Source organism: Lactobacillus sp. HBUAS51381 (genome assembly GCF_012641095.1).
GTDB lineage: Bacteria > Bacillota > Bacilli > Lactobacillales > Lactobacillaceae > Levilactobacillus.
Genome location: NZ_JAAVSC010000027.1, coordinates 17872 through 38234 on the forward strand (window position 1 = coordinate 17872; position 20363 = coordinate 38234).

Here is a 20363-nt window from a genome sequence, read left to right on the forward strand (position 1 = left end):
TGTTATTCGCCTCGCAAGTAGTATTGGATCGCATAGGCCACACCGTCTTCCGTATTGGATGTGGTCACCCAATCACCGTGATCCTTGATGGCTGGGGCGGCGTTGCCCATGACAACGGCGGTTCCCACCGCATGGAGCATGGGAAGATCGTTTTCGCCATCCCCAAACGCAGCCGTTTCAGCGGTTTTTAAATGGTAGTAGTCTTTAATGAATTGCACCCCAGTTGATTTCTGCGCATCCCGGCTGGTGATTTCCAGATAATGCGAACCAGAGAGCTTAATGCTGATATCAGTATCGCCTAGCTGGACGAGGGCCGCTACGAGTTGTCTGAGCAGAGCGGTGTCTAGCGACATGATCATAATTTTATAAAAGGTTATTTCCGATGAGTTGAAGAGTTCGGCGTAAGTCGTGAGTTGCGCCGTTTGTCCGGTTAGGGCCTGTTCCGCGTGGGTGCCGCCATCGATACGTTCAGTATACCAGTTATCTTGCGTGTAACAGCTCAGGCTGACCTGTGGAAAGTGGGTCTGGACGAAGCCGAGAATTTCGCGGGTACGGCTGGCGGTCAAAGGATGAGAACGAAGGGAAATAATCTGGTCGTCTTGATACTGGAAGATGAGGCCACTGTTGAAGGCAATCTGAGGTCCCATCAGATTGAGTGCCGTTAATGCCGGAAGCATTTCAATGGGGGCTCTGGCGGATACCAATGTGAGGGGCAGGTGACTGTCTTGAATGGTGTTAATGGTGTTTTGACTGACTCGTCCGGTCGCATCGAGTAAGGTGCCGTCGAGATCAGAGAAAAGATAGTTAATCATGAGTAATCGCTCCTGTCTTGAATGATTAAAGTCTACCTTCTGAAACGCGTTCGAGGTCAAGCCTTTCCGTTTAAAAAAGACAGCCAGAAAAAACCGTTAGCGTCGTGACTTTCTAAAGTCAACGCGCTAACGGTTTTTGCGGTTAAGCTTCTTCCCAACGGTTGAAATCTTGGGGATGGTTACCGAGATAGGCGATGGCTTCTTGGGCCAAGGTCTTGGTGGCGGCATCAAAGTCCGTCGAGGCGGTGTCATTATCGGCGTCTGCCTCATCACGAAGGAAACCGGAGGCAAGGTCGAGATACTTGGTACGACGCCCCACACCGTTATCCTTGAACAGCTCATCTAAACCAGTTAAATCCGTTTTGCCGGCAGTTGCCACTTGCTGCGCCAAATCGGCCGTTGCGCCCAATTTTGTTGCCGCGTAATCCATTAAGAAATCATTCATATCAACGATTATGGCTTGTCGTGCTTTTCTTTCATTTTTATTTGCCACTTCTGGTCACCTCTTAACCCTAATTCTAGCCATTTTCGCAACCAGACGCAATTAACGTCCACAGGTTAAGCTAATTATCGTGTTTGGGGGTTAACCACCGCAATATAAATGAATTTATGGCGATTTTGGCAACATTTACCGAAAATTTACACGATTGCTACGAATAATATATATTCAACGCTTAGAATCAGGGTTGTAAGTTACGGGGAGGCATTTTGAGAAAAGGTTGATCAATTTTCAAAATGGTTCTACTACTTTTAAGACATGGAGTGACAGAGATGAACAAGGGATCAAAGTTAGCAATGGGGATTGCCGCACTTAGTTTACTGTTAGTAGGTTGTGGAAAGGCCACGAGTTCAACCAGTAGTAAGGGCAGTAGTGAAGCACTTTCTGGTAAGGTAACGGCCGTGGGGTCCACTGCGTTACAACCATTGGCTGCTAAGGCTGGCGCCAACTTTACAACTAAGAACAGCAAGGTTAACTTGACCGTTCAAGGTGGGGGTTCCGGAACTGGCTTAAGTCAAGTTCAGGCCGGTGCCGTTTCAATTGGTGATTCAGATATCTTTGCTGAAGAGAAGGCCGGAATTAAGGCTGACAAATTAACCGATCACAAGGTCGCCGTTGTTGGGATGGCACCAGTTGTGAACAAGGATGCCGGTATCAAGAATTTGAAGATGGCCCAAGTGAAGAAGATCTTTACGGGTAAGATTACCAACTGGAAAGAAGTCGGTGGTAAGGATCAAAAGATCGTCATCATTAACCGGGCGCAAGGAAGTGGGACCCGGGCAACGTTTGAAAATGCCGTCTTGAAGGGCGCAACCGCTGTGAAGTCACAAGAACAAGACTCTAACGGTGCCGTTCAAAAGATTGTTGCAACGACGCCAGGGGCCGTTAGTTACTTGGCCTTCTCCTACTTCACGAACAAGTTACAAGCCGTTTCTATCGACAATGTCACACCAACTGATAGCAACGTCGAAAACAACAAGTGGAAGATCTGGTCTTACGAACACATGTACACGAAGGGCACGCCTGACAAAGCAACGGCTGCCTTCCTGAAGTACATGAACTCCAAGGATGTTCAAAACAGCTTGGTTAAGGACATGGGCTACATCAGTATTCATGATATGAAGGTAACTAAGGATGCTAAGGGTGTTGTAACCCAAAACTAGGATCTGAACCTTCAATTAGTAGTTGTCACAGAGTGGGGGTGCGGTCAAAGGCACCTTCACTTTTTTTAAGGGGGAGTCATTCAATGGAACAAACCAATTTTCAATTAAAAAAACAAGACGCCCAGACTCATGAGTGGGATACCCGGTTGCACCACGCAACTAAGGCAACCCGCGAGGACTGGATTGGGCGTGGCATTAGTTACTTCTGTATTGGCATTATTATTCTTGTTGTGGCATCCATGTTGTGGTTTATTACATCAAAGGGGATTGCCACGTTTACGCAAAATCACGTGAGTCTGTGGAAGTTCTTGTCGGGCACTGATTGGGCGCCTGATCAGGGAAAGATTGGCGCATTGCCGATGATCCTCGGGTCATTTGCAGTGACGTTCGCCGCCGCAATCGTTGCCACCCCGTTTGCCGTGGGAACGGCTATCTTCATGACCGAAATCTCGCCGAACCGGGGGCGGAAGTTCTTACAACCCGTGATTGAATTGTTAGTGGGAATTCCTTCCGTTGTTTATGGATTCATCGGCCTGGCAGTCATTGTGCCGTTTATGCGGCACCTGGTCGGTGGTTCTGGATTTGGGATTATTTCCGCCACGTTCGTCTTGTTCGTCATGGTATTGCCAACGATTACGTCAATGACGGTTGACAGTTTGCGTGCCGTTCCGCGTTACTATAAGGAAGCCTCGTTGGCTTTGGGTGCGACGCGATGGCAAACCGTTTCGCGGGTCATTTTACGGTCCGCCACGTCGGGGATTCTGACCGCCGTTATCTTCGGGATGGCCCGAGCCTTTGGTGAAGCCTTGGCTGTCCAAATGGTCATCGGGAATGCCGCCGTTATGCCTAAGAATCTGATCTCGCCAGCCTCCACGCTGACGAGTCAGTTAACGACCGGCATTGGGGACACGATTGATGGTACGCTGCCCAACAATGCGTTGTGGTCGCTAGCCCTAATTCTATTGTTGATGTCACTGTTTTTCAACGCCTTAGTGCGGGTCATTGCTAAGAGGGGGCAACTCAAACATGAACGCTAAACGTATGGATCTCATTGCAACGATCGTCATTGATTTGATTGTCGCCTCGGTGGTCGGCATTCTCTTCTTCCTGCTGGCGTACATTTTATCGGCAGGTCTGCCGCACGTCAGCTGGTCCTTTCTAACTGGCGCAACCGATGCCTTCAGTGGGGCCGGGGGAATTGGCGTGCAACTCTTTAATTCCTTTTACCTGTTAGTTTTGACGATGTTAATTTCTGTTCCAATTTCGTTGGGAGCCGGCATTTATTTGGCCGAATATGCGAAGGACAATTGGCGAACCAGCTTGATTCGCTCCGCCATTGAAGTTCTGAGCTCTTTACCATCCGTGGTTGTGGGCTTGTTTGGCTTCTTACTCTTCGTGGTTAAATTCAAGATTGGCTTCTCCGTTATCTCCGGAGCGATTGCGTTAACCTTCTTCAATCTGCCGCTGTTAACGCGAAATATTGAGGAATCATTAAGCGCCGTCTCTCGGAGTCAACGAGAAGCGGGTCTGTCGCTGGGCTTGTCCAAATGGAAAACCGAACTGGGCATTATCTTGCCCGTTGCCCTTCCCGGGATTGTTACGGGGATTGTCTTAAGTGCCGGCCGGGTCTTCGGTGAAGCCGCAGCCTTGATTTACACGGCGGGTCAAAGTGCCCCCGTTACCAACTTTGCGGATTGGAATCCCATGGATCCAGCCAGCCCGTTGAATCCTTTCCGGCCAGCGGAAACCTTAGCGGTGCACATTTGGAAAGTTAATACGGAAGGTTTGGCCAGCAACGCGGCGGCACTGTCCGCAGCGGCGTCGGCTGTTCTGATTATTGCCGTCCTGCTCTTCAATTTAGGCGCCCGGTTGTTGGGTTCGTATCTGTATCGGCGCGTTACGGCTAGTAAGTAGGGGGTGGCATGATGTTAAAGGAATATTCGTATGAAGAAACGGCCGTACAGACGTTTGATGATAAGATGCCATTGGCGATGAGAACTGAGAACATGCAGGTGTTCTACGGGAACAATCACGCATTATTTGACGCCAACTTGGCATTTCCGAAGAATCAAATTACGGCGTTGATTGGGGCTTCAGGTTCCGGTAAATCGACGTATCTTCGGTCGCTGAACCGGATGAATGATGGAATCGCCACAGTAACCGGTAGGATCTGGTATCACGGGGTGAACGTCAATGAACCCGGTGTTAATATCTATGAGATTCGTCGTCACATTGGGATGGTCTTTCAACGGCCTAATCCGTTCGCCAAGTCGATTCGGGAAAATATCGTGTACGCCTTACGGGCTAACGGTATCAAGAAAAAGGATGAACTGGCCAAGCGGGTTGAACAGAGCCTGAAGGGGGCTGCACTATGGGACGAGGTCAAGGATAACTTGGACAAGAGTGCCTTGTCGCTTTCTGGTGGGCAACAACAGCGGTTGTGTATCGCGCGTTCCATTGCGATGGCCCCCGATGTATTGCTTTTGGACGAACCATGTAGTGCCCTTGACCCCATCTCCACGGTAAAGGTTGAGGAGACGCTACTGGAACTGCAAAAGAAATATACAATTATTATCGTGACGCATAACATGCAACAGGCGTCACGGATCAGTAGTCAGTGTGCCTTCTTCCACTTGGGGCATATTATGGAATATGCCCCAACTGGTACCATGTTTAGCAATCCCCAGATCCCGGTCACCCAGGATTACATTTCCGGCAGTTTTGGTTAAAAACCAAGCGCCGCAATAAAAGCCCCGCAACGATTTGTCGTTGCGGGGCTTTGTTAACTAAAGACAAGGCTGGAAGGTAAAATCTCTGGCAGCCGCAGGTGGTCGTTGATGATTAATTTTATGGCGATAAGCCTTGTCAGCTGGGGACTGGCGCGTGTTTCAACCTTTAGTTGGCTTAAGGGTGCATCTTGAACTCAAGGTAGAGGTCATTGTACCGTTGTACCTGAGTTGGCGATAGATCGCGGTAGACCTGCAAGTGCCGCAGGGTGGTGGTATTCGGATAGAACTGCTGATCATCGCGCACCCGCCGAGGCAATAACGTCTTGGCCACCCGGTTGGGGGTCGCGTAGCCCACGTATTCCGCATTTTGCGCGGCATTCTCGGGACGCGTCATAAAGTTGAGAAAGGCGTAGATGGCTTGATCATGCTGGGCGGTCTTAGGAATGACGAAATTGTCAATCCACAGGTTACTGCCCTCACTGGGGACCACGTAATGGAGGTGGGAATTGTTGGCCAGCATTTCGGCAGCCTCTCCAGACCAGTCCACGGCTAATGGCGCTTCGTTTTGGATCATGTACATCTTGATCTCATCGGCTACGGTCGCTTTCACGTTAGGGGCTAACCGCGTGAGTTTTCGCTCGGCCGCCTTTAATGTGGCAGGGTCGGTCGTGTTCATCGATTTTCCCTGTGAAACCAACGCCATGCCCATGATGTCACGGGCAGAGTCAATCAACATAATCTGATCACGATACGCCGTTGACCACAGATCGTTCCAGTGCCGAATAGTCCCCGGCCGAATGACCCGATCATTGTAGATAATGCCCAAGGTTCCCCAGAAATAGGGCAGAGAATAGTGATTTCCCCGGTCAAAAGACTGGTTCAAAAATTGCCGGTCGTAATTCTGCAGACCGGTTAACCGGCTGTGATCGAGGGGCTTCAGCAGGTGCGCGCGTTTCATCTTGGCCACCATGTATTCACTCGGAATGGCCAGGTCGTAGTGCGTGCCGCCTTGCTTAATCTTGGTGTACATGGCCTCGTTGCTGTCAAAGGTCTCGACGTTGACGTGATAGCCAGTTTCCCGTTGAAACTTGGTGAGTAGTTGCGGATCAAGGTAGTCGCCCCAGTTGTACAGGTTTAGAACCCGTGGACCAGTACTGCCACTTGAAGCCTGTAGGCGGTGGGCCGCATAGCCGAGCAAACCACAGACCGTTAGGAGTCCAATGAGGATACTAATGAGTCGTTTCATGAGGTGACCTCCCGTTTTCGACGGCGGCGTTTATGCCCGGCCTGCTGAATCCAATAATAACCGGCAACGAGCAGGAGTGAGAAGAGAAACATCACGCCAGAGAGGGCATTGATTTCCAGATTAATCCCCTGGCGCGCACGCGAGTAGATTTCAACGGATAGTGTGGAGAAGCCATTACCAGTCACGAAGAAGGTGACGGCGAAGTCATCCAGAGAGTAGGTGAGCGCCATGAAGAAGCCGGCGAAGATACCCGGCGAAATGAAAGGAATGACCACGTGGGTCAGGAGTTGCCGGGTGGTGGCACCGAGATCCTGAGCGGCATCCAGCAGAGAGGTCGACATTTCCCGTAAGCGCGGCAAGACCATGAGGACGACGATGGGAATCTCAAAGGCAATGTGACTCAGCAGCACGGTGCCAAATCCCAGCGGAATCTTCAGCATGGTAAAGAAAATCAGAAAGCTGGCTCCGATAATGACGTCCGGAGAGACCATGAGGACGTTGTTTAACGTCAGCAGGGAGTCGCGGGTCACGCGCCGTGTTGTCCGGGTGATGCTCAGCGCGCCCAACGTGCCAATCAGGGTGGCGATCAGGGCCGATAGTAGCGCAATCAGAAGTGTATTTGCGACGATAGCCAGCATGCGCGTATCGCTAAATAGCGTTTGGTAGTGCCGCCAGGTGAACCCGTGAAAGTTGGTCATGGTTTCGCCTTGGCTGAACGCATACACCATCAAAAAGATAATGGGGGCGTACAGTAGGATGAAGACCAAGATTAAATAACCCGTTGCTAATCGGTGCTTCATCGTGGCGTGCCCCCCTTCACCTTTTGATCGCCCGTCAACAGCATGACCACAATCATGGCGACGATGAGGACCACGCCAATCGTGGACCCCATCCCCCAATTCATGGTGGTCAGGAAGTGCTCCTCAATGGCCGTCCCCAACGTGATCACCTTGTTACCACCAATCAACCGGGTCAACATGAAGAGGGACAGCGAGGGAATGAAGACGGCCTGCACGCCCGCTTTAATCCCGGGTAACGTTAGGGGGAAGATCACGTGACGGAAGGTTTGCCAACTGCTGGCGCCCAGGTCGCGGCTGGCATTAATAAAGGCGGGATTAAGGTCGTCCAGCGCATTGTAGATGGGGAGAATCATGAACGGAATTTGAATGTAAGTCGCCACAAAGATGAAGCTGGCGTTGGTAAAGAGAATTTGTTGCGGCCCAACGCCAATGAACGTGAGAAATTGATTGGCTAGGCCAGCCTGACTGAAGATACCGATAAAGGCATAGGCTTTCAATAGAATGTTAATCCAGGTCGGAAGAATGACCAATAATAGCCAGAATTGACGGTGCTTGAGTTGATGAATAAAGTAGGCCGTGGGATAGCTGATGAGTCCCGTAAAAAGCGTAATTAGGAAGGCGTACCATGCGGAATTGGCCGTCATCTTTAAGTAGGTAGCGGAGTGAAAATAGGTGCGATAGTTGTTCAGAGTGACCTGATGACCGAGGTCAAAGAAGGATTGGTAGATAATGAGGGCCACGGGGGCAATCACGAAGAGGGCCAACCAGAGGCCGTAAGGGAGAAAGTACGCCCAGGTTCTATGTTTGGTCAACGGTATCGTCCTCCAAGTCATCGTAGGTTTCGAGACGCGCATCGAATTCGGCTTCCTTTTCGCCAAATCGCATGACGTGGAGGTCCTGCGGGCGGAAGGTCAAGCCAACCGTTGTGCCGTCTTCGGCGGGATTAACGGAATGAATCAACCAGTGATTGTCGTGGGTATCCGTTGCGGTAATCTCGTAGTAGTCGCCGCGGAAGAGTTGATTGTCGATAGTCACCGTTAATTTGGCACGGTCGGGCGTCGTTAACGTGAGGTCTTCTGGACGGATAACGACTTCGACCGGTTCGTTGTCGGGAATTCCGGCATCGGCGCATTCGAATTGGTGACCGCCAAAAGCCACCTGAAAATCGGCAATCATCTTGGCGGGAAGGATGTTACTTTCCCCGATAAAGTCGGCGACAAAGTGGTTGATGGGTTCATCGTAAATGTCGACGGGGGAGCCGCTTTGAAGAATCTCACCCTGGTTCATGACAAAGATTTCATCGCTCATGGCCAGCGCTTCTTCCTGATCGTGGGTGACGAAGAGAAAGGTAATGCCGAGGCGTTGCTGCAACGCGCGTAATTCAACCTGCATTTGTCGGCGGAGCTTGGCGTCTAACGCGGAGAGCGGTTCGTCTAGGAGCAATACCTTGGGAGCCATGACGATGGCTCTGGCAATGGCGATCCGTTGCCGTTGACCGCCGGAGAGTTCGCTAATGGCGCGGTCACCATAGTCGGCGAGTTGAACGAGCTTTAGGGCCTTGGCCACGCGTTCCGCAATGACGGACTTGGCGAGCTTCTTAAGCGTCAAGCCAAAAGCCACGTTCTCCGCAACCGTCATGTGGGGGAAGAGGGCGTAGTCTTGAAAGACGGTATTAACGTTGCGTTTGTTGGCGGGAACGTCATTGATTCGTTGGCCGGCGAAGAGGATCTCGCCCGCAGAGACCTGCATGAAGCCAGCAATCGCCCGCAGGATGGTGGTTTTACCACAGCCCGATGGTCCGAGCAGCGTATAAAATTTGCCAGACTCTAGCGTCAGATTAATATTGTTTAGAATGGTGTGGGAATCGTAGCGTTTGGTGACCTGGCGTAGGGTAATGATGGGTTCTGTCATCAGGCAACCTCCTCTGTTAGGTGATGGGTGAATCGCGTAAATCCAGTAGAACTTTATTGATTATAGCGGGTTTAGGCGCAAAAGAAAACGAAAAAATTAGAGATGACACTGGACCCCAATCTGGTGTGGCCGACGTTTAATGATTGATGGCTAGGCCATGGTTTAACAGGTTGGGGTTGGCGACGCAAAACGCGCCTGGGACGTTTGTCCCAAGCGCGTTAAAAGTTAATCGGTGTACATCATGCCTGCAAAATAAGGCTTGGCGTTGATGGTGTAGTTTGTCCAACTACCGCGATCTTCTTCGCCGAAATATTTGTGACCGAGTGTTTTAAGGTTCTTGATTTTAATCTGGTATTTATGAGCTCCCAGCTTCTTTCCGGGGATGCCCTTCAGATATTTATCGTACTGGACGGTAGTCGTATTGCCCTTAACCGTCGTTTTCGTCATCTTAGCCGATGCCGTGGGCTTGTAGTTGTCCATGGTATGCCCACCGTCAATTACCATATCGCCACCGGCGTCATACTTCACCATGGCTGATTTACTGTAGTACTGAATGTAATTATCCAAAGTTAGGTAGAACGCGGAACTGTTCCCGTAGTTTAGGTGACGATCCTGTTTAAATCCGGTGCCTGCGCGTAACACAGTCCCCCGGATAGGCGCCTTTAATTTAACGTTTTTGAAGTTGGCCTTCGTTAAAGGGATGGTCGCATTGGCTGAAAACTTGAGGTTGTGTAACCGGCTGTAATGCACCGCGCCAGAGGTGAACGAAACCTTAACGGGGCCGTTACTAGACTGTTGAACGTAACCACTGACCCGTAACAGGGCGCCCTTTTTCTTGAGAAGTGGCTTGTAAGTGTTCCCGTGTTTTTGGTAAATTCCCACGTACATCGCCTTCTTGGTGCGAACATACCCCGACTGTCCCAGGCTTAAGTATTTGGATGACGCCTGAGCTGTCGTCTCCGTAGCGCAGCTGACCCCGGCAACCGCGCCCAGTAACATGAGGGCCGTTACGCATGTTTTTTTGAGCTTTATCATGTGATCTCCTCCTAAATCGATGTGGTACACAACTAGTGTAACGCTACTGCGCGTGATTTAAAACTCACCACCTGAAATAGGGGGATTAGCACGGGGATTGAAGGGAGGGGATTTTAACTGTCCAATTTGAACCGACTATCGCCGGATAAATACCCAGAATAGTTTTTAAATTGGCATTAGTAAAGAGCCTGCGATTGACCACAGGCTCTTGCATTGCCGATTATAGATTTTGAAGGTCATAGCTAGAACCCTTGGTGCGACCGGACTAGGGGCCAGTATGTTGGACGCGTACTGGCCGCCTTACTGTTCATCGCAGTTAGGCTTTAACTCATTTGCTGCCAGTCTTCGACGGTAATAAAGTCTAGTGGCGTCAGCGAATCGGCTGAGATGGTGGTTAAATCATTCAGCTCTTGTGTGAACTTGATGGCGATCGCTTTGGTGAAGTCTGGCCGGGTTGAATTGAAAGCCACGTTGTATTTTTGAGGATTATGCAAGGGATGCCAAGTACCGTGCCAGAAACTTAAAAAGGCGATTAATTGTTGATCGGTATTTTGGGTAAAGAAGATAATGGATTTTGGGTGGCATTGACGATACGGCGATTCATCAAAGGCCGCAACCAAATCCACGGAAAACAATTCAAATCCATATTTTTCAGCAATTTGTTTCATCGCATGTGTGAGAGTCGTGATGTCCTGCGGTTTAGTTTCCATGATTTAATGTGGGCAACGGATTGATTACCCACACTCCCCCCTTTTTGTTAAAAATAATTCTAGCCCCAAGTCTTAGCTTACTGTAGCTCGAACGGAGGAGATAATGTTTAGGCTATGTTTGTATTGGTAATTAACGTAGAGGCAGGGGATACAATCATTTTAATAACAGGGTTAATAGCCGAGTATCTGTTAAACATAGAGGCCTGCCTGACCAAATATTCTTTTCAGTGAAATTTCGATAAAAAAACGGTCAGCCATTCAGCTAACAGTTTTCTGGTGTTGCCCCTGCCAAGGTGTGTTTGATTCAGCGGTTACCAATATGACGGATTTCTCTTACGCTGATACGTAAAAGATTTTGAAGCGTGCTAAAGAGTTTGACATGTTCGATAAAAAGAATTGAGGGGCGTGACCGTTTTAGACGCCCTTGACGTTTAGAGGTAGGTGAACATTATTCACTTAGTTAGTACTGGGTATGTCCTTTATTGGGCGTATACCCCTTATGTTTACTTGATGTGCACAAATACCTACAATTTCTGAATAATTGCTAGGTTGATTGTGACTGCATGGGACTAAGCGGGGTATGAGAGGTGTGAAGCATCCCTAAGCACTTTCGTTAAATCGGTATTAGCTTTCACTACAAAACATTGCAATTCAAGTTGTCATACCAGATAATAGAGAAGTTGCCTAACCCACACTAGCAACAGTGGGGAGGTGAACTCTTATGTTTCAAAATCTTTTTGCGCCACTTGTTGTTGGCATCCTAGTCGCCTTATTTACGGACTGGTTAGACCGTAGGCGTCACAGGTAGTTTTAGGTGACTACTAACCCACCCGTTTATTTACATAGACGTATAAAAAAGGCTCTGACTACGCCACATAGTCAGGGCCTTTGGTGAACTCAATGTTCCAAAGTCTTTTTGTACTGTCAGTATAACACATATGCGATGTTTCGCAAATGCGAACCATAGTATGTGTAAGGTGTGAGAGGAACAATTAAAAATAAAAAACTATCAGCCATTCAGCTAACAGTTTTCTGGTGTTGCCCCTGCCAAGGTGTGTTTGATTCCGCGGTTACCAAAACGGTTACCATCGGTGTTTATTTCAGACGAATTCGTGGATAAATTGAAAGCTTGAAATGCCGTTATATCGGCGTTCCTGACTCGCTAAATATCCCAAATGGACCCTACCGGATTTGAACCGACGACCTCCTGCATGCGAAGCAGGCGCTCTCCCAGCTGAGCTAAGGGCCCGAAACTTACCCATTAATTATAGCACGCTGGCTAAAAATGTTAATGGGTAAAATTGATGATTTTTTAAAAATGGTTTAGTTTTGGCGCCGCCAGCCGTGAATCAAGTGTTGCCAGAAGCTCCGGCTATCCGTCTGTAACATCAGCCGTTGGTACTGACTGCCAATGTAACTCGCGAACAGGGCGATTGCCACCACCAAAATTAGCAGTGACAGCAGTTGTTCCCAACCATTCACCGTGCCGTTGATGATCCGCATCGGCATAAAATACGACGAGAAGAACGGCACGTATGACAGAATTTTGACGAACAGCGCGTCGAGATTGTTCTGGAAGGGGAAGGTGGCAAAGAACCCAAACATCCCTAGCATAACCACTGGTTGCGCGGCCTTAGAGGCGTCCTCGGCTTTGGCCACCACGGCACCACTATACGCCGCCAAGATCGTATAGATAATGACGCCCAAGAATAGGTAGACCAAGTTTAGATTCAGCAAATTATGAAGAACGGCCGTAATCAAACTCTGGTTTTCCGTAAGCAACGGTTTGAGCGCGGCACTGTGCCAAGCAATCTGGAAACCGGCCCAGCCGCCCAGCAGGTAGATCACAATCTGGGTCAGAATCACCAGGAGAATACCACCGATTTTTCCGACGAAATAACTCGTAGCGGTGGTGCTGGAGAAGATAATTTCCATAATCTTGGTTCCCTTATCCGAGGCAATCTCTTGCGCGGCAATCGAGGCGTAGGTAATCAGGATAATGTAGATCATGGTGACCAGAATCCAAAATGAAATAGTCTTGGCCAGGTTTGCCGTGCCGGCTTTCTTTTCAATGTGCTGTTGCAAAACGGGCGTCCGGGCCAAGAGGCGTTGTTGCTGTGTCGTTAGCTTGGCCTGCCGGTAGTTTTGGGCCTGCTGATACTGTTGTAGGAAGTTTTGGGTCTGCGCCTTTAAACCACTGGCCATGGTGCTACTGCCGTGATAGTCGGCGCGAATCTGATGGGCCGACGTACGTAGCTCGAGGTAACCGGCCAGGTGATTCTTTTTGACCGCCGACTTAGCTGCCGCCACCGTGGTGATTTTGGTATTAAGCGTCCCCGTTTGTTGTTTGAGATAGGCTTGCCGCAAGGGTTGAGAGGTGCTGATCACGGCGACTTGCTTACTACTCGAGGCGCTGTTGGCACTGAGGTAGCTGATCCCCACGGTCAGGCCGATCATCAGAAAGGGACCGATGACCATGAACAGAAAGCTCCAGGATTTAATCTGGCGAAGGTAGGTTTCTAGCGTGACTATCCAGGTTTTATGCATGGTCTTCACTCACTTTCAGGCGGAAGATTTCATCGAGGGTTGGCGGTTGCTGGCTGAATTCTTCAATGTAGTGGCCCTGGGTCAGCTCGGCGAAGATGGCGGGGCCGGCCGCGGGGTCCGTCAAATGCAAGCGGTATTGGCCGGGCTGACGCTGGTCCACGCGATCCACGCTGGGTAACGTAGCCAAGCGGGTAGCGGACCAATCGGTGGTCACGTAGAGTTCGGTCTTGCCAAATTGATTGCGAACTTCGCCTAGCGTGCCGTGGAGGACCATGTCGCCCTTGCGCAACATGACCAATTGGTCGCACAGGGCCGAGACGTTTTCCATGTCGTGACTGGAAAAGATAATGGCCGCACCGTCGTCTCTGGCCTTCAGGATGGCCTGTTTTAGCAGGTCGGCGTTGACGGGGTCGAGGCCGCTGAACGGTTCGTCTAGAATCAATAGTTTGGGGTGGTGGATCAGCGTACAGATTAGCTGAACTTTCTGTTGGTTCCCCTTGGACAGGTCGTTAATACGACTCTTCCGGGTCCCCTTAACGGCGAAGCGGCCCAACCAGTCATCGATCCGCGGGCGAATATCTCTGGCCGATTGATCCTTCAACCGGGCGAGGTAAATAATCTGCTGCTCAATGGTCAGTTTGGTCATGAGACTCCGTTCTTCGGGTAGGTAGCCAATCGTGTCAAAGTCGGCTGGCGATAGGGGATGTCCCTGCCACTGAATGGTGCCATCATATTTAATGAAATTCAAAATACTGTGAAACGTCGTCGACTTGCCGGCACCGTTTTGGCCGATCAAGCCTAGGATCTGGCCGTTGGGCACCTCAAAGCTGACGTCGTTGAGGGCCTTCACGGGACCAAATTGCTTGCTGATATGCTGAATGCTTAGCATGCGTCGTTCTCCTCTTCGAAGTTAATACCCACATTATACGCGAACACCGCCGGAATCCCAACGAAAGGTGCGGGTTCCGCATTAGAAAAAAATAGTCGGTAACCTGGGCAAAGGACCCGGCTATCGGCTAAGGGACAGACAACATAAGATGTTTATTTTTTGGACGGCTGCGCGGCGGTATTTACCCGCGCTTGGACCGGAGCGGTAGCCCGGTGTGGCCGCATGTTGAAGACGATATTTAAGATGACGGCCGAGAAACTTCCAATAACGACCCCGTTATTCATCACAATCTGCAAGGATTGGGGCATCGCTTGGAAGATCTGGGGGTAAACGGTGACGCCAAGGCCCAAGCCAATCGAGATGGCGGAGACCAACAGGTTGTTGTTATCCTTAAAGTCAACCTGTTGGAGCATCCGAATGCCCTGAACGCCGACCATGCCGAACATGACGATCATGGCCCCACCCAAGACGGCATCGGGGATGACCGTGGCCAGCGCGCCAATCTTAGGGAGCAGGCCTAGGAGAATGAGAAACAACGCGGAAAAGTACAACGGCTTACGGGACTTCACACCCGACAATTGGACGACGCCGACATTTTCGGAGAACGTGGAGTAAGGGAAGGTGTTAAACAGCCCGCCTAAGATGACGGCAATCCCTTCGGCGCGGTAGCCGCGTTTGAGGTCGCCTTCTTCAATCTTATGGCCGGTGATCTCACCTAGGGCGAAGAAGACGCCGGTGGATTCAACCATGGTGGTTAAGGAGACCAGAATCATGGTCAGAATCGACGACCACTCGAATTTGGGCGTTCCGAAGTAGAAAAATTGGGGCAAATGGAACCAGCTGGCTTGGCCCACCGCTTTGAGTGAAACCATGCCCATGGCTCCTGCAATGAAGGTCCCGATAAGAATTCCGGCGAGAATCGCTAAAGATTTCAAGAAGCCCTTGCCAAAGACGTTGAGTCCCAAAATGATGCCCATCGTCAGAAAACCAATCAGAAGCATCTTGGGATCGCCAAAGCTTTTGGCCGTGGCGTCCCCACCGCCCAAGTCCTGAAAGCCCACGGGAATCAGTGTGAAGCCGATAATCGTGATGAGTGACCCGGTGACCACTGGGGGGAAGAAGTTCTTAATTTTGGAGAACCAACCAGCGCTGAGAAAGACGAAGATGCCGGCGCTGATGATCGCCCCATACATGACGCCGACCCCGTACTGATTGCCAATAGCGCTCAGGGGGGTAACGGCTTGTACGGCACACCCGAGGACTACCGGTAGGCCGATCCCCGTTAACGGTGTGCGTTTGAGTTGGAGCAGTGTTGCGACCCCACACATGAAGATATCCGCACTGATTAAGTAAGCCATCTGCATGGCATTGAAATGAAGGGCGCCCCCGATTAACAAGGGGACGATGACGTCACCGGAATACATGGCTAATAAATGCTGAAAACCCAGGATGGCCGCTCGCCACGTGGGCAGTGCGTGACCGGTTTCTGACGATGAAGTTGTCTTTGCGGACTTAGTGGACTGCAAGAAAAGTTCCTCCTTCTCGTGATGTCCATACGCCGCCAAGGAAAACGATTGAAAACAAAAAAGCTCCCTTTGCAAAAAGGGGGCTCACTGAAAACTCTGCCGACGAACTCTTTTCATCGGCAAAAAGAGTTTCGTCCTCAATTTGCTTATAGTCCAGAGTTTACGGCTCTGGGTAGAAACTCGCCAACCTTATCTTGGCATTATATAGGCAATCACTTATTTTTTGAATTGAATGTTGATTACTTTACCACGGGAAAAAGGAAAAAACAATCCCCTCAGACGGTTTCTAATGCCGATGCCATAGTTTCTTGAAAATGCTGCTAAACCAGGCCAGTAGCGGTCCCCAGTCGGCGACACCACCCGAATTACTATACTTCTTAGGGTGCACGACCACACCAGGGCGGTAGGGTTTAGCGCTTTCATCTTTTTTAGCCATTTTTCCGAACATCCTTTCCTAATTCTAACTAAATTCTACAGCAAATAGGGTACAATGTGGACAAGAAATCTTTTGTGAAAGAAGTTGACGGTAATGAAGAAAATCTTGGCCATCCATACCGGGGGAACCATCTCGATGTCTCAAAACGAAAAGGGGGAGGTTGTCCCCAACGCGGAGAATCCCATCGCCCAGCAGGAAACGATCATGGAGGGGCGCGTTGAGTTGATTACCGACGAACTCTTTAACCTACCGTCGCCCCACGTGACGCCCGTGGAAATGCTGAAGATTAAGCAACGCATTAATCGGGGTGAAAAGGACGGCATCGATGGCGTGGTCATTACCCATGGGACCGACACGCTGGAGGAAACGGCGTATTTTCTGGACCTCACCCTACCCAGTACCATTCCGATCGTGGTGACGGGGGCTATGCGCTCGTCTAACGAGGTTGGTTCCGATGGTCTGTATAACTTTCAGACGGCGATTGAAGTGGCCGCAGACGATGCCTCACGGGGCAATGGCGTCATGGTGGTGATGAACGACGAGATTCACACGGCCCGCTACGTGACCAAGACCCACACCACCAACGTGGCCACTTTCCGGACGCCGACCTTTGGCCCCATCGGCTTGGTGGCAAAGGGCCATCCGATTTACTTCCAACAACTCATTCGCGAGGCCGTCTGCGATATCGATCACGTGGTCGATCACGTTTATCTACTGAAGGCGTACGCGGGGATGGACGCGAGCCTGTTCGATGCCTTAGATACCGATCAGACGGCCGGTATTGTGATTGAGGGTCTGGGCGCCGGTAATTTACCACCGGTGACCCTCCCAGCCATTCAACGGCTCCTCGATCACCATATTCCACTGGTCTTGGTTTCCCGGTGTTATAATGGCGTTGCCGAGGACATTTATGATTACCAGGGTGGCGGAATTGAGCTGCGAAAAATGGGGCTGATGTTGTGCCAAGGATTGAACGGTCAAAAAGCCCGAATTAAACTGCTCGTTGGCCTCAGTGCCGGCCTACAGGGAGAACGGTTAGCGGAGTATCTCAGTACCGCGGTTTCATAGTCAAAATTTGGTGGCGGTTCACGAGCTATTTTAAGCGAGATATGATAAGCTTTTCAGAACAGTAGAAATAAGGTGCGTGTGAACTGAAGACGGAAAGCGGGAACCCAGACACTGGATGTCACGGCCTCGGCCAACCGCCTGCTGACACGCATTTTCACGTTAACGTTCGTAGCTCATCGCGAATGTGATCGATAATCAAGAAGGGGGTCGTCATGTTGAGTTCGATGATGAATGATTTAAACCGGGCATTGGCACAACACATTTTAGTCAATGTTTATCAGACCAATCAAGAAGTTGTGTATACCGGTTACGTGACGACGGTCAGTGATACCGGCATCATCCTCGCCACGTTTGACGATTTTGGGTTGCCGGACGGTGCCGTATTTCTGGCAATCACGGTGATTGATGAAGTTGAATTTTCGAGTGATGATTTAGACAATATGGCCTTCCGGATTCAGACGGCGCAGGAAGAGCAGTTCATTCAAGCCGGTGGACTGACCATGCACTTCGATAGCCAACGGGACATCCGGCGGCAGGTGTTGAGCCATGCGTGGGTTGACCATTTAGTCATTATGCTAGTCGTTAAGGGCGACGAACACTTCTACGAGGGGCTCGTCACCAGTGTGGCAGCCGATCAGGTTACCATTCAGTTGTTAAATAAGTTTGATTATACGGATCAGGCCACGTTTACGTTGCACCCGGCCGAACTAGAGGTCATCGAATTTCAGGGCAAGGAGTTGACCCTGCAGGGGATTGCCGCGCCTCATCTGCGGAAGCTCACACACGTGGCAACCAAGGAAGTCACGGATGCGCAGCTGATGGCTGCCACGCTACAACGCTTGGCTGGTCGCGATCCCTTGGTGGCCTTGGTTCCCAGCCACGATCAGGAGCTCTTCTTCGTGGGCCGGATCAATACGGTGACAAAGAACGCGGTCATTATGAATCTCATCGATATGACCGGGCAATTCGGGGGCTATACCGTCATGCGGTTGACCGAATTACATGCGGTCGTGATTGAGTCGGATTACCTACAGACGATGCGGCTATTTGCCCTGTTGAATCGTGCCCGGCAGCATCAGATTCAGCCCGTCTTAAACGACGAGCGGTTGTTCGATCCGACGGTGGACCAATTTAGCGCCCGGTTGACGCAGGCTGCGGCCTTTCGAACGATTATTCGGTTAAAATTACACGATGGTACGACGCTTTTGGGCTATCCCAGTCAAGTCGGCGGTGAACGGTTTATCTTCCACGAGGTGGCGGATAATCAACTCGATCAGGTCGGCAAGGTGTACCGGATTAGCGATGTTGATGAGGTGGCCTTTGGTTATTTAGACGCTTACTTGGTCGAACGACAATTGCGGGTAGAAGGCGACCTTTAAGGAGTTTTTACCATGAAAGTCAAGAAGATACCGCGTTGGTTGCGCGATACGTTGTCGGTGGTGGGCGTCATGTCCATCCTCCTTATCGCGTATAACTTGTTTGTGGTCAAGCATCCCGACTGGACGTTAGTGCCCGTGCAGATTGTCCTGGCACTTCTGGCGGTTGGTGTGTGGCGCTTTTTAAGCGAGCGCAGTCAACGCAGACGTCAACTTGCGGCACAGAAGCAGGCGGCAGTGGCGAAGCAGCGCGCCGAAGAAGAACGCCAGGCAGCCTTGCAAGCGGTCACGGACGCGCAGAAACGCCGCCAACGTAATCAGCGGCATCAGCAGCCAAAGTAGGGGGAATCAAGATGGCTGAAGACTTAAAGTTCTGTCCACATTGTGGGGCAGCGGTGACGGCAGAAGATGATCGGTGTCCCCAATGCCAAACGGATTTGCGGCCGTTTCGGTCCGCACCGACTGCCCAGCCGGATACCCAAAAATTAAATTTATCGGCGCTCTATGCGAACCCGTATCGGGAGGGTATGAAACGCCTGAAAGCACGAGAAACAAAGACACCAGCGCCAGCTAAAAAGCGTTGGCACTGGCCATGGTCAAAGGAGTGACTGTATGGCAAAGTTTACGGTGATTCATGGTGATATCACGACGAGTCACGTTGACGCCATCGTCAATGCGGCCAATACCACGCTGCTCGGCGGCGGTGGGGTCGATGGGGCTATTCATCGCGCGGCGGGCCCGGAGTTGTTCGCGGCGTGTGTTCCCTTTAACGGTTGTCCGACCGGAGAGGCGCGAATTACCCCTGGATTTAAACTACCAGCGAAATGGGTGATTCATACGCCGGGTCCGGTTTGGCACGGTGGTGATCAGCACGAGGCGGAATTGTTAGCGGCCTGTTACCGCAATAGCTTGGCACTGGCCGGTAAGTACGGCTGTCAGACCGTTGATTTTCCGTCGATTAGTACGGGCGTGTACGCCTATCCACTAGAGGAAGCGGCCGGAATTGCGATTCAGACCATTGCCACGGCATTGGCGCACACGACGACCGTGCAATCGGTACGGTTGGTCGCCTTTGATGAGACGACCGCCGCGGCCTACCGCACGGCTTGGGAAGAAGTGCAATAGTTTCTAAAACAAACGTGGCCCAAACGGCAATTGACTGCCATTGGGACCACGTTTCAATCGGTTAATTAAGGGTTGAAAGTTCACGAATACGCTCCAGTTTCCAGCTGACAAGATTTATCACCATTAAACTAGTCATCAACGACCACCTGCGGCTGCCAGAGATTCTGGCGCTGTGGGGACCGCCTGCGGCCTGAGAACCGGTCCTCCGGCTCGGTTTGAAGCCTGATAAAAACCATCAGTCTCCAAACACGTCCCGCGCTGTAAGCTGTTGCACAGCTTACAGCGCTGTCACGGCTACCTACATCTCTGCCTGCCTCCGGTTACGATGGTTGAAAGCCACTAAACGTGTGGTGGCATCGCTGGAATGGCAACGTCCGATCAGTTTAATTGGTTACATCTCATGTAGCCGTGAGTGAGTCAAATTTGGTCTCAGCCGTGGGATTTACCAAGCGATTTTTCTTGGTAAATGGCGTCTTTGAGACGCGGGCTGA

General features: G+C 50.8%; 22 protein-coding genes, 1 tRNA gene and 1 riboswitch. Of the genes, 10 read left to right on the forward strand and 13 right to left on the reverse strand.

The annotated features are described in order from the left end of the window. Window positions 1-2: 2 nt before the first annotated feature. Together HEQ50_RS09555 and HEQ50_RS09560 are read right to left on the reverse strand one after the other, a co-directional pair. Complete coding sequence (locus HEQ50_RS09555; protein ID WP_168900294.1) at window positions 3-812, reverse strand: HAD family hydrolase; 810 nt, start codon at window positions 810-812, stop codon at window positions 3-5. Between the two features lie 142 nt (window positions 813-954). After that, window positions 955-1305 (reverse strand): hypothetical protein, encoded by a 351-nt coding sequence (locus HEQ50_RS09560; RefSeq protein ID WP_168900295.1) that lies wholly within the window; start codon window positions 1303-1305, stop codon window positions 955-957. Window positions 1306-1583: 278 nt separating this feature from the next. Between HEQ50_RS09560 and HEQ50_RS09565 the strand changes: the two genes are divergently transcribed. The 4 genes from HEQ50_RS09565 (at window position 1584) to pstB (ending at window position 5203) form a co-directional block, all read left to right on the forward strand. Beyond that, entirely contained in the window at window positions 1584-2474 is an 891-nt protein-coding gene (locus HEQ50_RS09565; protein WP_168900296.1) for a phosphate ABC transporter substrate-binding protein PstS family protein, read from the forward strand. 83 nt (window positions 2475-2557) lie between these two features. Beyond that, a complete protein-coding gene (gene pstC / locus HEQ50_RS09570; RefSeq protein WP_168900297.1) occupies window positions 2558-3511 on the forward strand; it encodes a phosphate ABC transporter permease subunit PstC in 954 nt (317 codons plus the stop codon). After that, entirely contained in the window at window positions 3501-4388 is an 888-nt protein-coding gene (gene pstA / locus HEQ50_RS09575; RefSeq protein WP_168900298.1) for a phosphate ABC transporter permease PstA, read from the forward strand. Before pstC ends, pstA begins: the two co-directional genes overlap by 11 nt. 11 nt (window positions 4389-4399) lie before the next feature. Continuing rightward, on the forward strand, window positions 4400-5203 hold the full coding sequence (pstB, locus tag HEQ50_RS09580; protein ID WP_168900299.1) for a phosphate ABC transporter ATP-binding protein PstB: 804 nt from the start codon (window positions 4400-4402) through the stop codon (window positions 5201-5203). A 175-nt stretch (window positions 5204-5378) separates the two neighbouring features. On the opposite strand, the gene HEQ50_RS09585 is transcribed toward pstB, so the two are convergent. The 6 genes from HEQ50_RS09585 to HEQ50_RS09610 all read right to left on the reverse strand — a co-directional run bounded on the left by HEQ50_RS09585 (window position 5379) and on the right by HEQ50_RS09610 (window position 10863). Beyond that, window positions 5379-6449 carry an ABC transporter substrate-binding protein gene (locus HEQ50_RS09585; RefSeq protein WP_168900300.1) on the reverse strand — a complete coding sequence of 357 codons (1071 nt, stop codon included), beginning with the start codon at window positions 6447-6449 and terminating at the stop codon, window positions 5379-5381. Next, window positions 6446-7249: an ABC transporter permease gene (locus tag HEQ50_RS09590; RefSeq protein ID WP_168900301.1), complete on the reverse strand. Its 804-nt coding sequence runs from the start codon at window positions 7247-7249 to the stop codon at window positions 6446-6448. The genes HEQ50_RS09585 and HEQ50_RS09590 overlap by 4 nt, the downstream gene beginning before the upstream one ends. After that, on the reverse strand, window positions 7246-8082 hold the full coding sequence (locus tag HEQ50_RS09595; RefSeq protein ID WP_168900312.1) for an ABC transporter permease: 837 nt from the start codon (window positions 8080-8082) through the stop codon (window positions 7246-7248). The genes HEQ50_RS09590 and HEQ50_RS09595 overlap by 4 nt, the downstream gene beginning before the upstream one ends. Beyond that, complete coding sequence (locus tag HEQ50_RS09600) at window positions 8048-9160, reverse strand: ABC transporter ATP-binding protein (RefSeq protein ID WP_168900302.1); 1113 nt, start codon at window positions 9158-9160, stop codon at window positions 8048-8050. Before HEQ50_RS09600 ends, HEQ50_RS09595 begins: the two co-directional genes overlap by 35 nt. 225 nt (window positions 9161-9385) lie before the next feature. Further along, the gene (locus HEQ50_RS09605) at window positions 9386-10195 is read right to left on the reverse strand and encodes a hypothetical protein (protein ID WP_168900303.1); all 810 of its coding nucleotides are present in this window, start codon (window positions 10193-10195) and stop codon (window positions 9386-9388) included. Window positions 10196-10518: 323 nt separating this feature from the next. Beyond that, window positions 10519-10863 carry a hypothetical protein gene (locus HEQ50_RS09610; RefSeq protein WP_168900304.1) on the reverse strand — a complete coding sequence of 115 codons (345 nt, stop codon included), beginning with the start codon at window positions 10861-10863 and terminating at the stop codon, window positions 10519-10521. Between the two features lie 763 nt (window positions 10864-11626). On the opposite strand from HEQ50_RS09610, the gene HEQ50_RS09615 reads away from it, so the two are divergent. Then, entirely contained in the window at window positions 11627-11713 is an 87-nt protein-coding gene (locus HEQ50_RS09615; protein ID WP_168900313.1) for a type I toxin-antitoxin system Fst family toxin, read from the forward strand. 368 nt (window positions 11714-12081) lie between these two features. On the opposite strand, the gene HEQ50_RS09620 is transcribed toward HEQ50_RS09615, so the two are convergent. From HEQ50_RS09620 to HEQ50_RS09640, 5 genes are all read right to left on the reverse strand, one after another. Continuing rightward, a tRNA-Ala gene (locus HEQ50_RS09620) sits at window positions 12082-12154 on the reverse strand. A gap of 74 nt (window positions 12155-12228) precedes the next feature. Next, the gene (locus HEQ50_RS09625) at window positions 12229-13452 is read right to left on the reverse strand and encodes an ABC transporter permease (protein WP_168900305.1); all 1224 of its coding nucleotides are present in this window, start codon (window positions 13450-13452) and stop codon (window positions 12229-12231) included. Next, window positions 13445-14341, reverse strand: coding sequence for an ABC transporter ATP-binding protein (locus tag HEQ50_RS09630; protein WP_168900306.1), 897 nt, complete (start codon window positions 14339-14341; stop codon window positions 13445-13447). The genes HEQ50_RS09625 and HEQ50_RS09630 overlap by 8 nt, the downstream gene beginning before the upstream one ends. Before the next feature lie 152 nt (window positions 14342-14493). Next, complete coding sequence (locus tag HEQ50_RS09635; protein WP_168900314.1) at window positions 14494-15813, reverse strand: nucleobase:cation symporter-2 family protein; 1320 nt, start codon at window positions 15811-15813, stop codon at window positions 14494-14496. A 183-nt stretch (window positions 15814-15996) separates the two neighbouring features. Next, a riboswitch (purine riboswitch) is annotated at window positions 15997-16095 on the reverse strand. Between the two features lie 58 nt (window positions 16096-16153). Then, window positions 16154-16303, reverse strand: coding sequence for a hypothetical protein (locus HEQ50_RS09640; RefSeq protein ID WP_168900307.1), 150 nt, complete (start codon window positions 16301-16303; stop codon window positions 16154-16156). 93 nt (window positions 16304-16396) lie between these two features. On the opposite strand from HEQ50_RS09640, the gene HEQ50_RS09645 reads away from it, so the two are divergent. The 5 genes from HEQ50_RS09645 to HEQ50_RS09665 all read left to right on the forward strand — a co-directional run bounded on the left by HEQ50_RS09645 (window position 16397) and on the right by HEQ50_RS09665 (window position 19872). Next, window positions 16397-17371, forward strand: a complete 975-nt coding sequence (locus HEQ50_RS09645) for an asparaginase (protein WP_168900308.1) — start codon at window positions 16397-16399, stop codon at window positions 17369-17371. A 212-nt stretch (window positions 17372-17583) separates the two neighbouring features. Further along, window positions 17584-18750 carry a hypothetical protein gene (locus HEQ50_RS09650; RefSeq protein WP_211089301.1) on the forward strand — a complete coding sequence of 389 codons (1167 nt, stop codon included), beginning with the start codon at window positions 17584-17586 and terminating at the stop codon, window positions 18748-18750. 12 nt (window positions 18751-18762) lie between these two features. After that, entirely contained in the window at window positions 18763-19089 is a 327-nt protein-coding gene (locus HEQ50_RS09655; RefSeq protein WP_168900309.1) for a hypothetical protein, read from the forward strand. An 11-nt stretch (window positions 19090-19100) separates the two neighbouring features. Next, complete coding sequence (locus HEQ50_RS09660; protein WP_168900310.1) at window positions 19101-19355, forward strand: hypothetical protein; 255 nt, start codon at window positions 19101-19103, stop codon at window positions 19353-19355. Window positions 19356-19359: 4 nt separating this feature from the next. Next, on the forward strand, window positions 19360-19872 hold the full coding sequence (locus HEQ50_RS09665; protein ID WP_168900311.1) for an O-acetyl-ADP-ribose deacetylase: 513 nt from the start codon (window positions 19360-19362) through the stop codon (window positions 19870-19872). The last annotated feature ends 491 nt before the right edge of the window (window positions 19873-20363 follow it).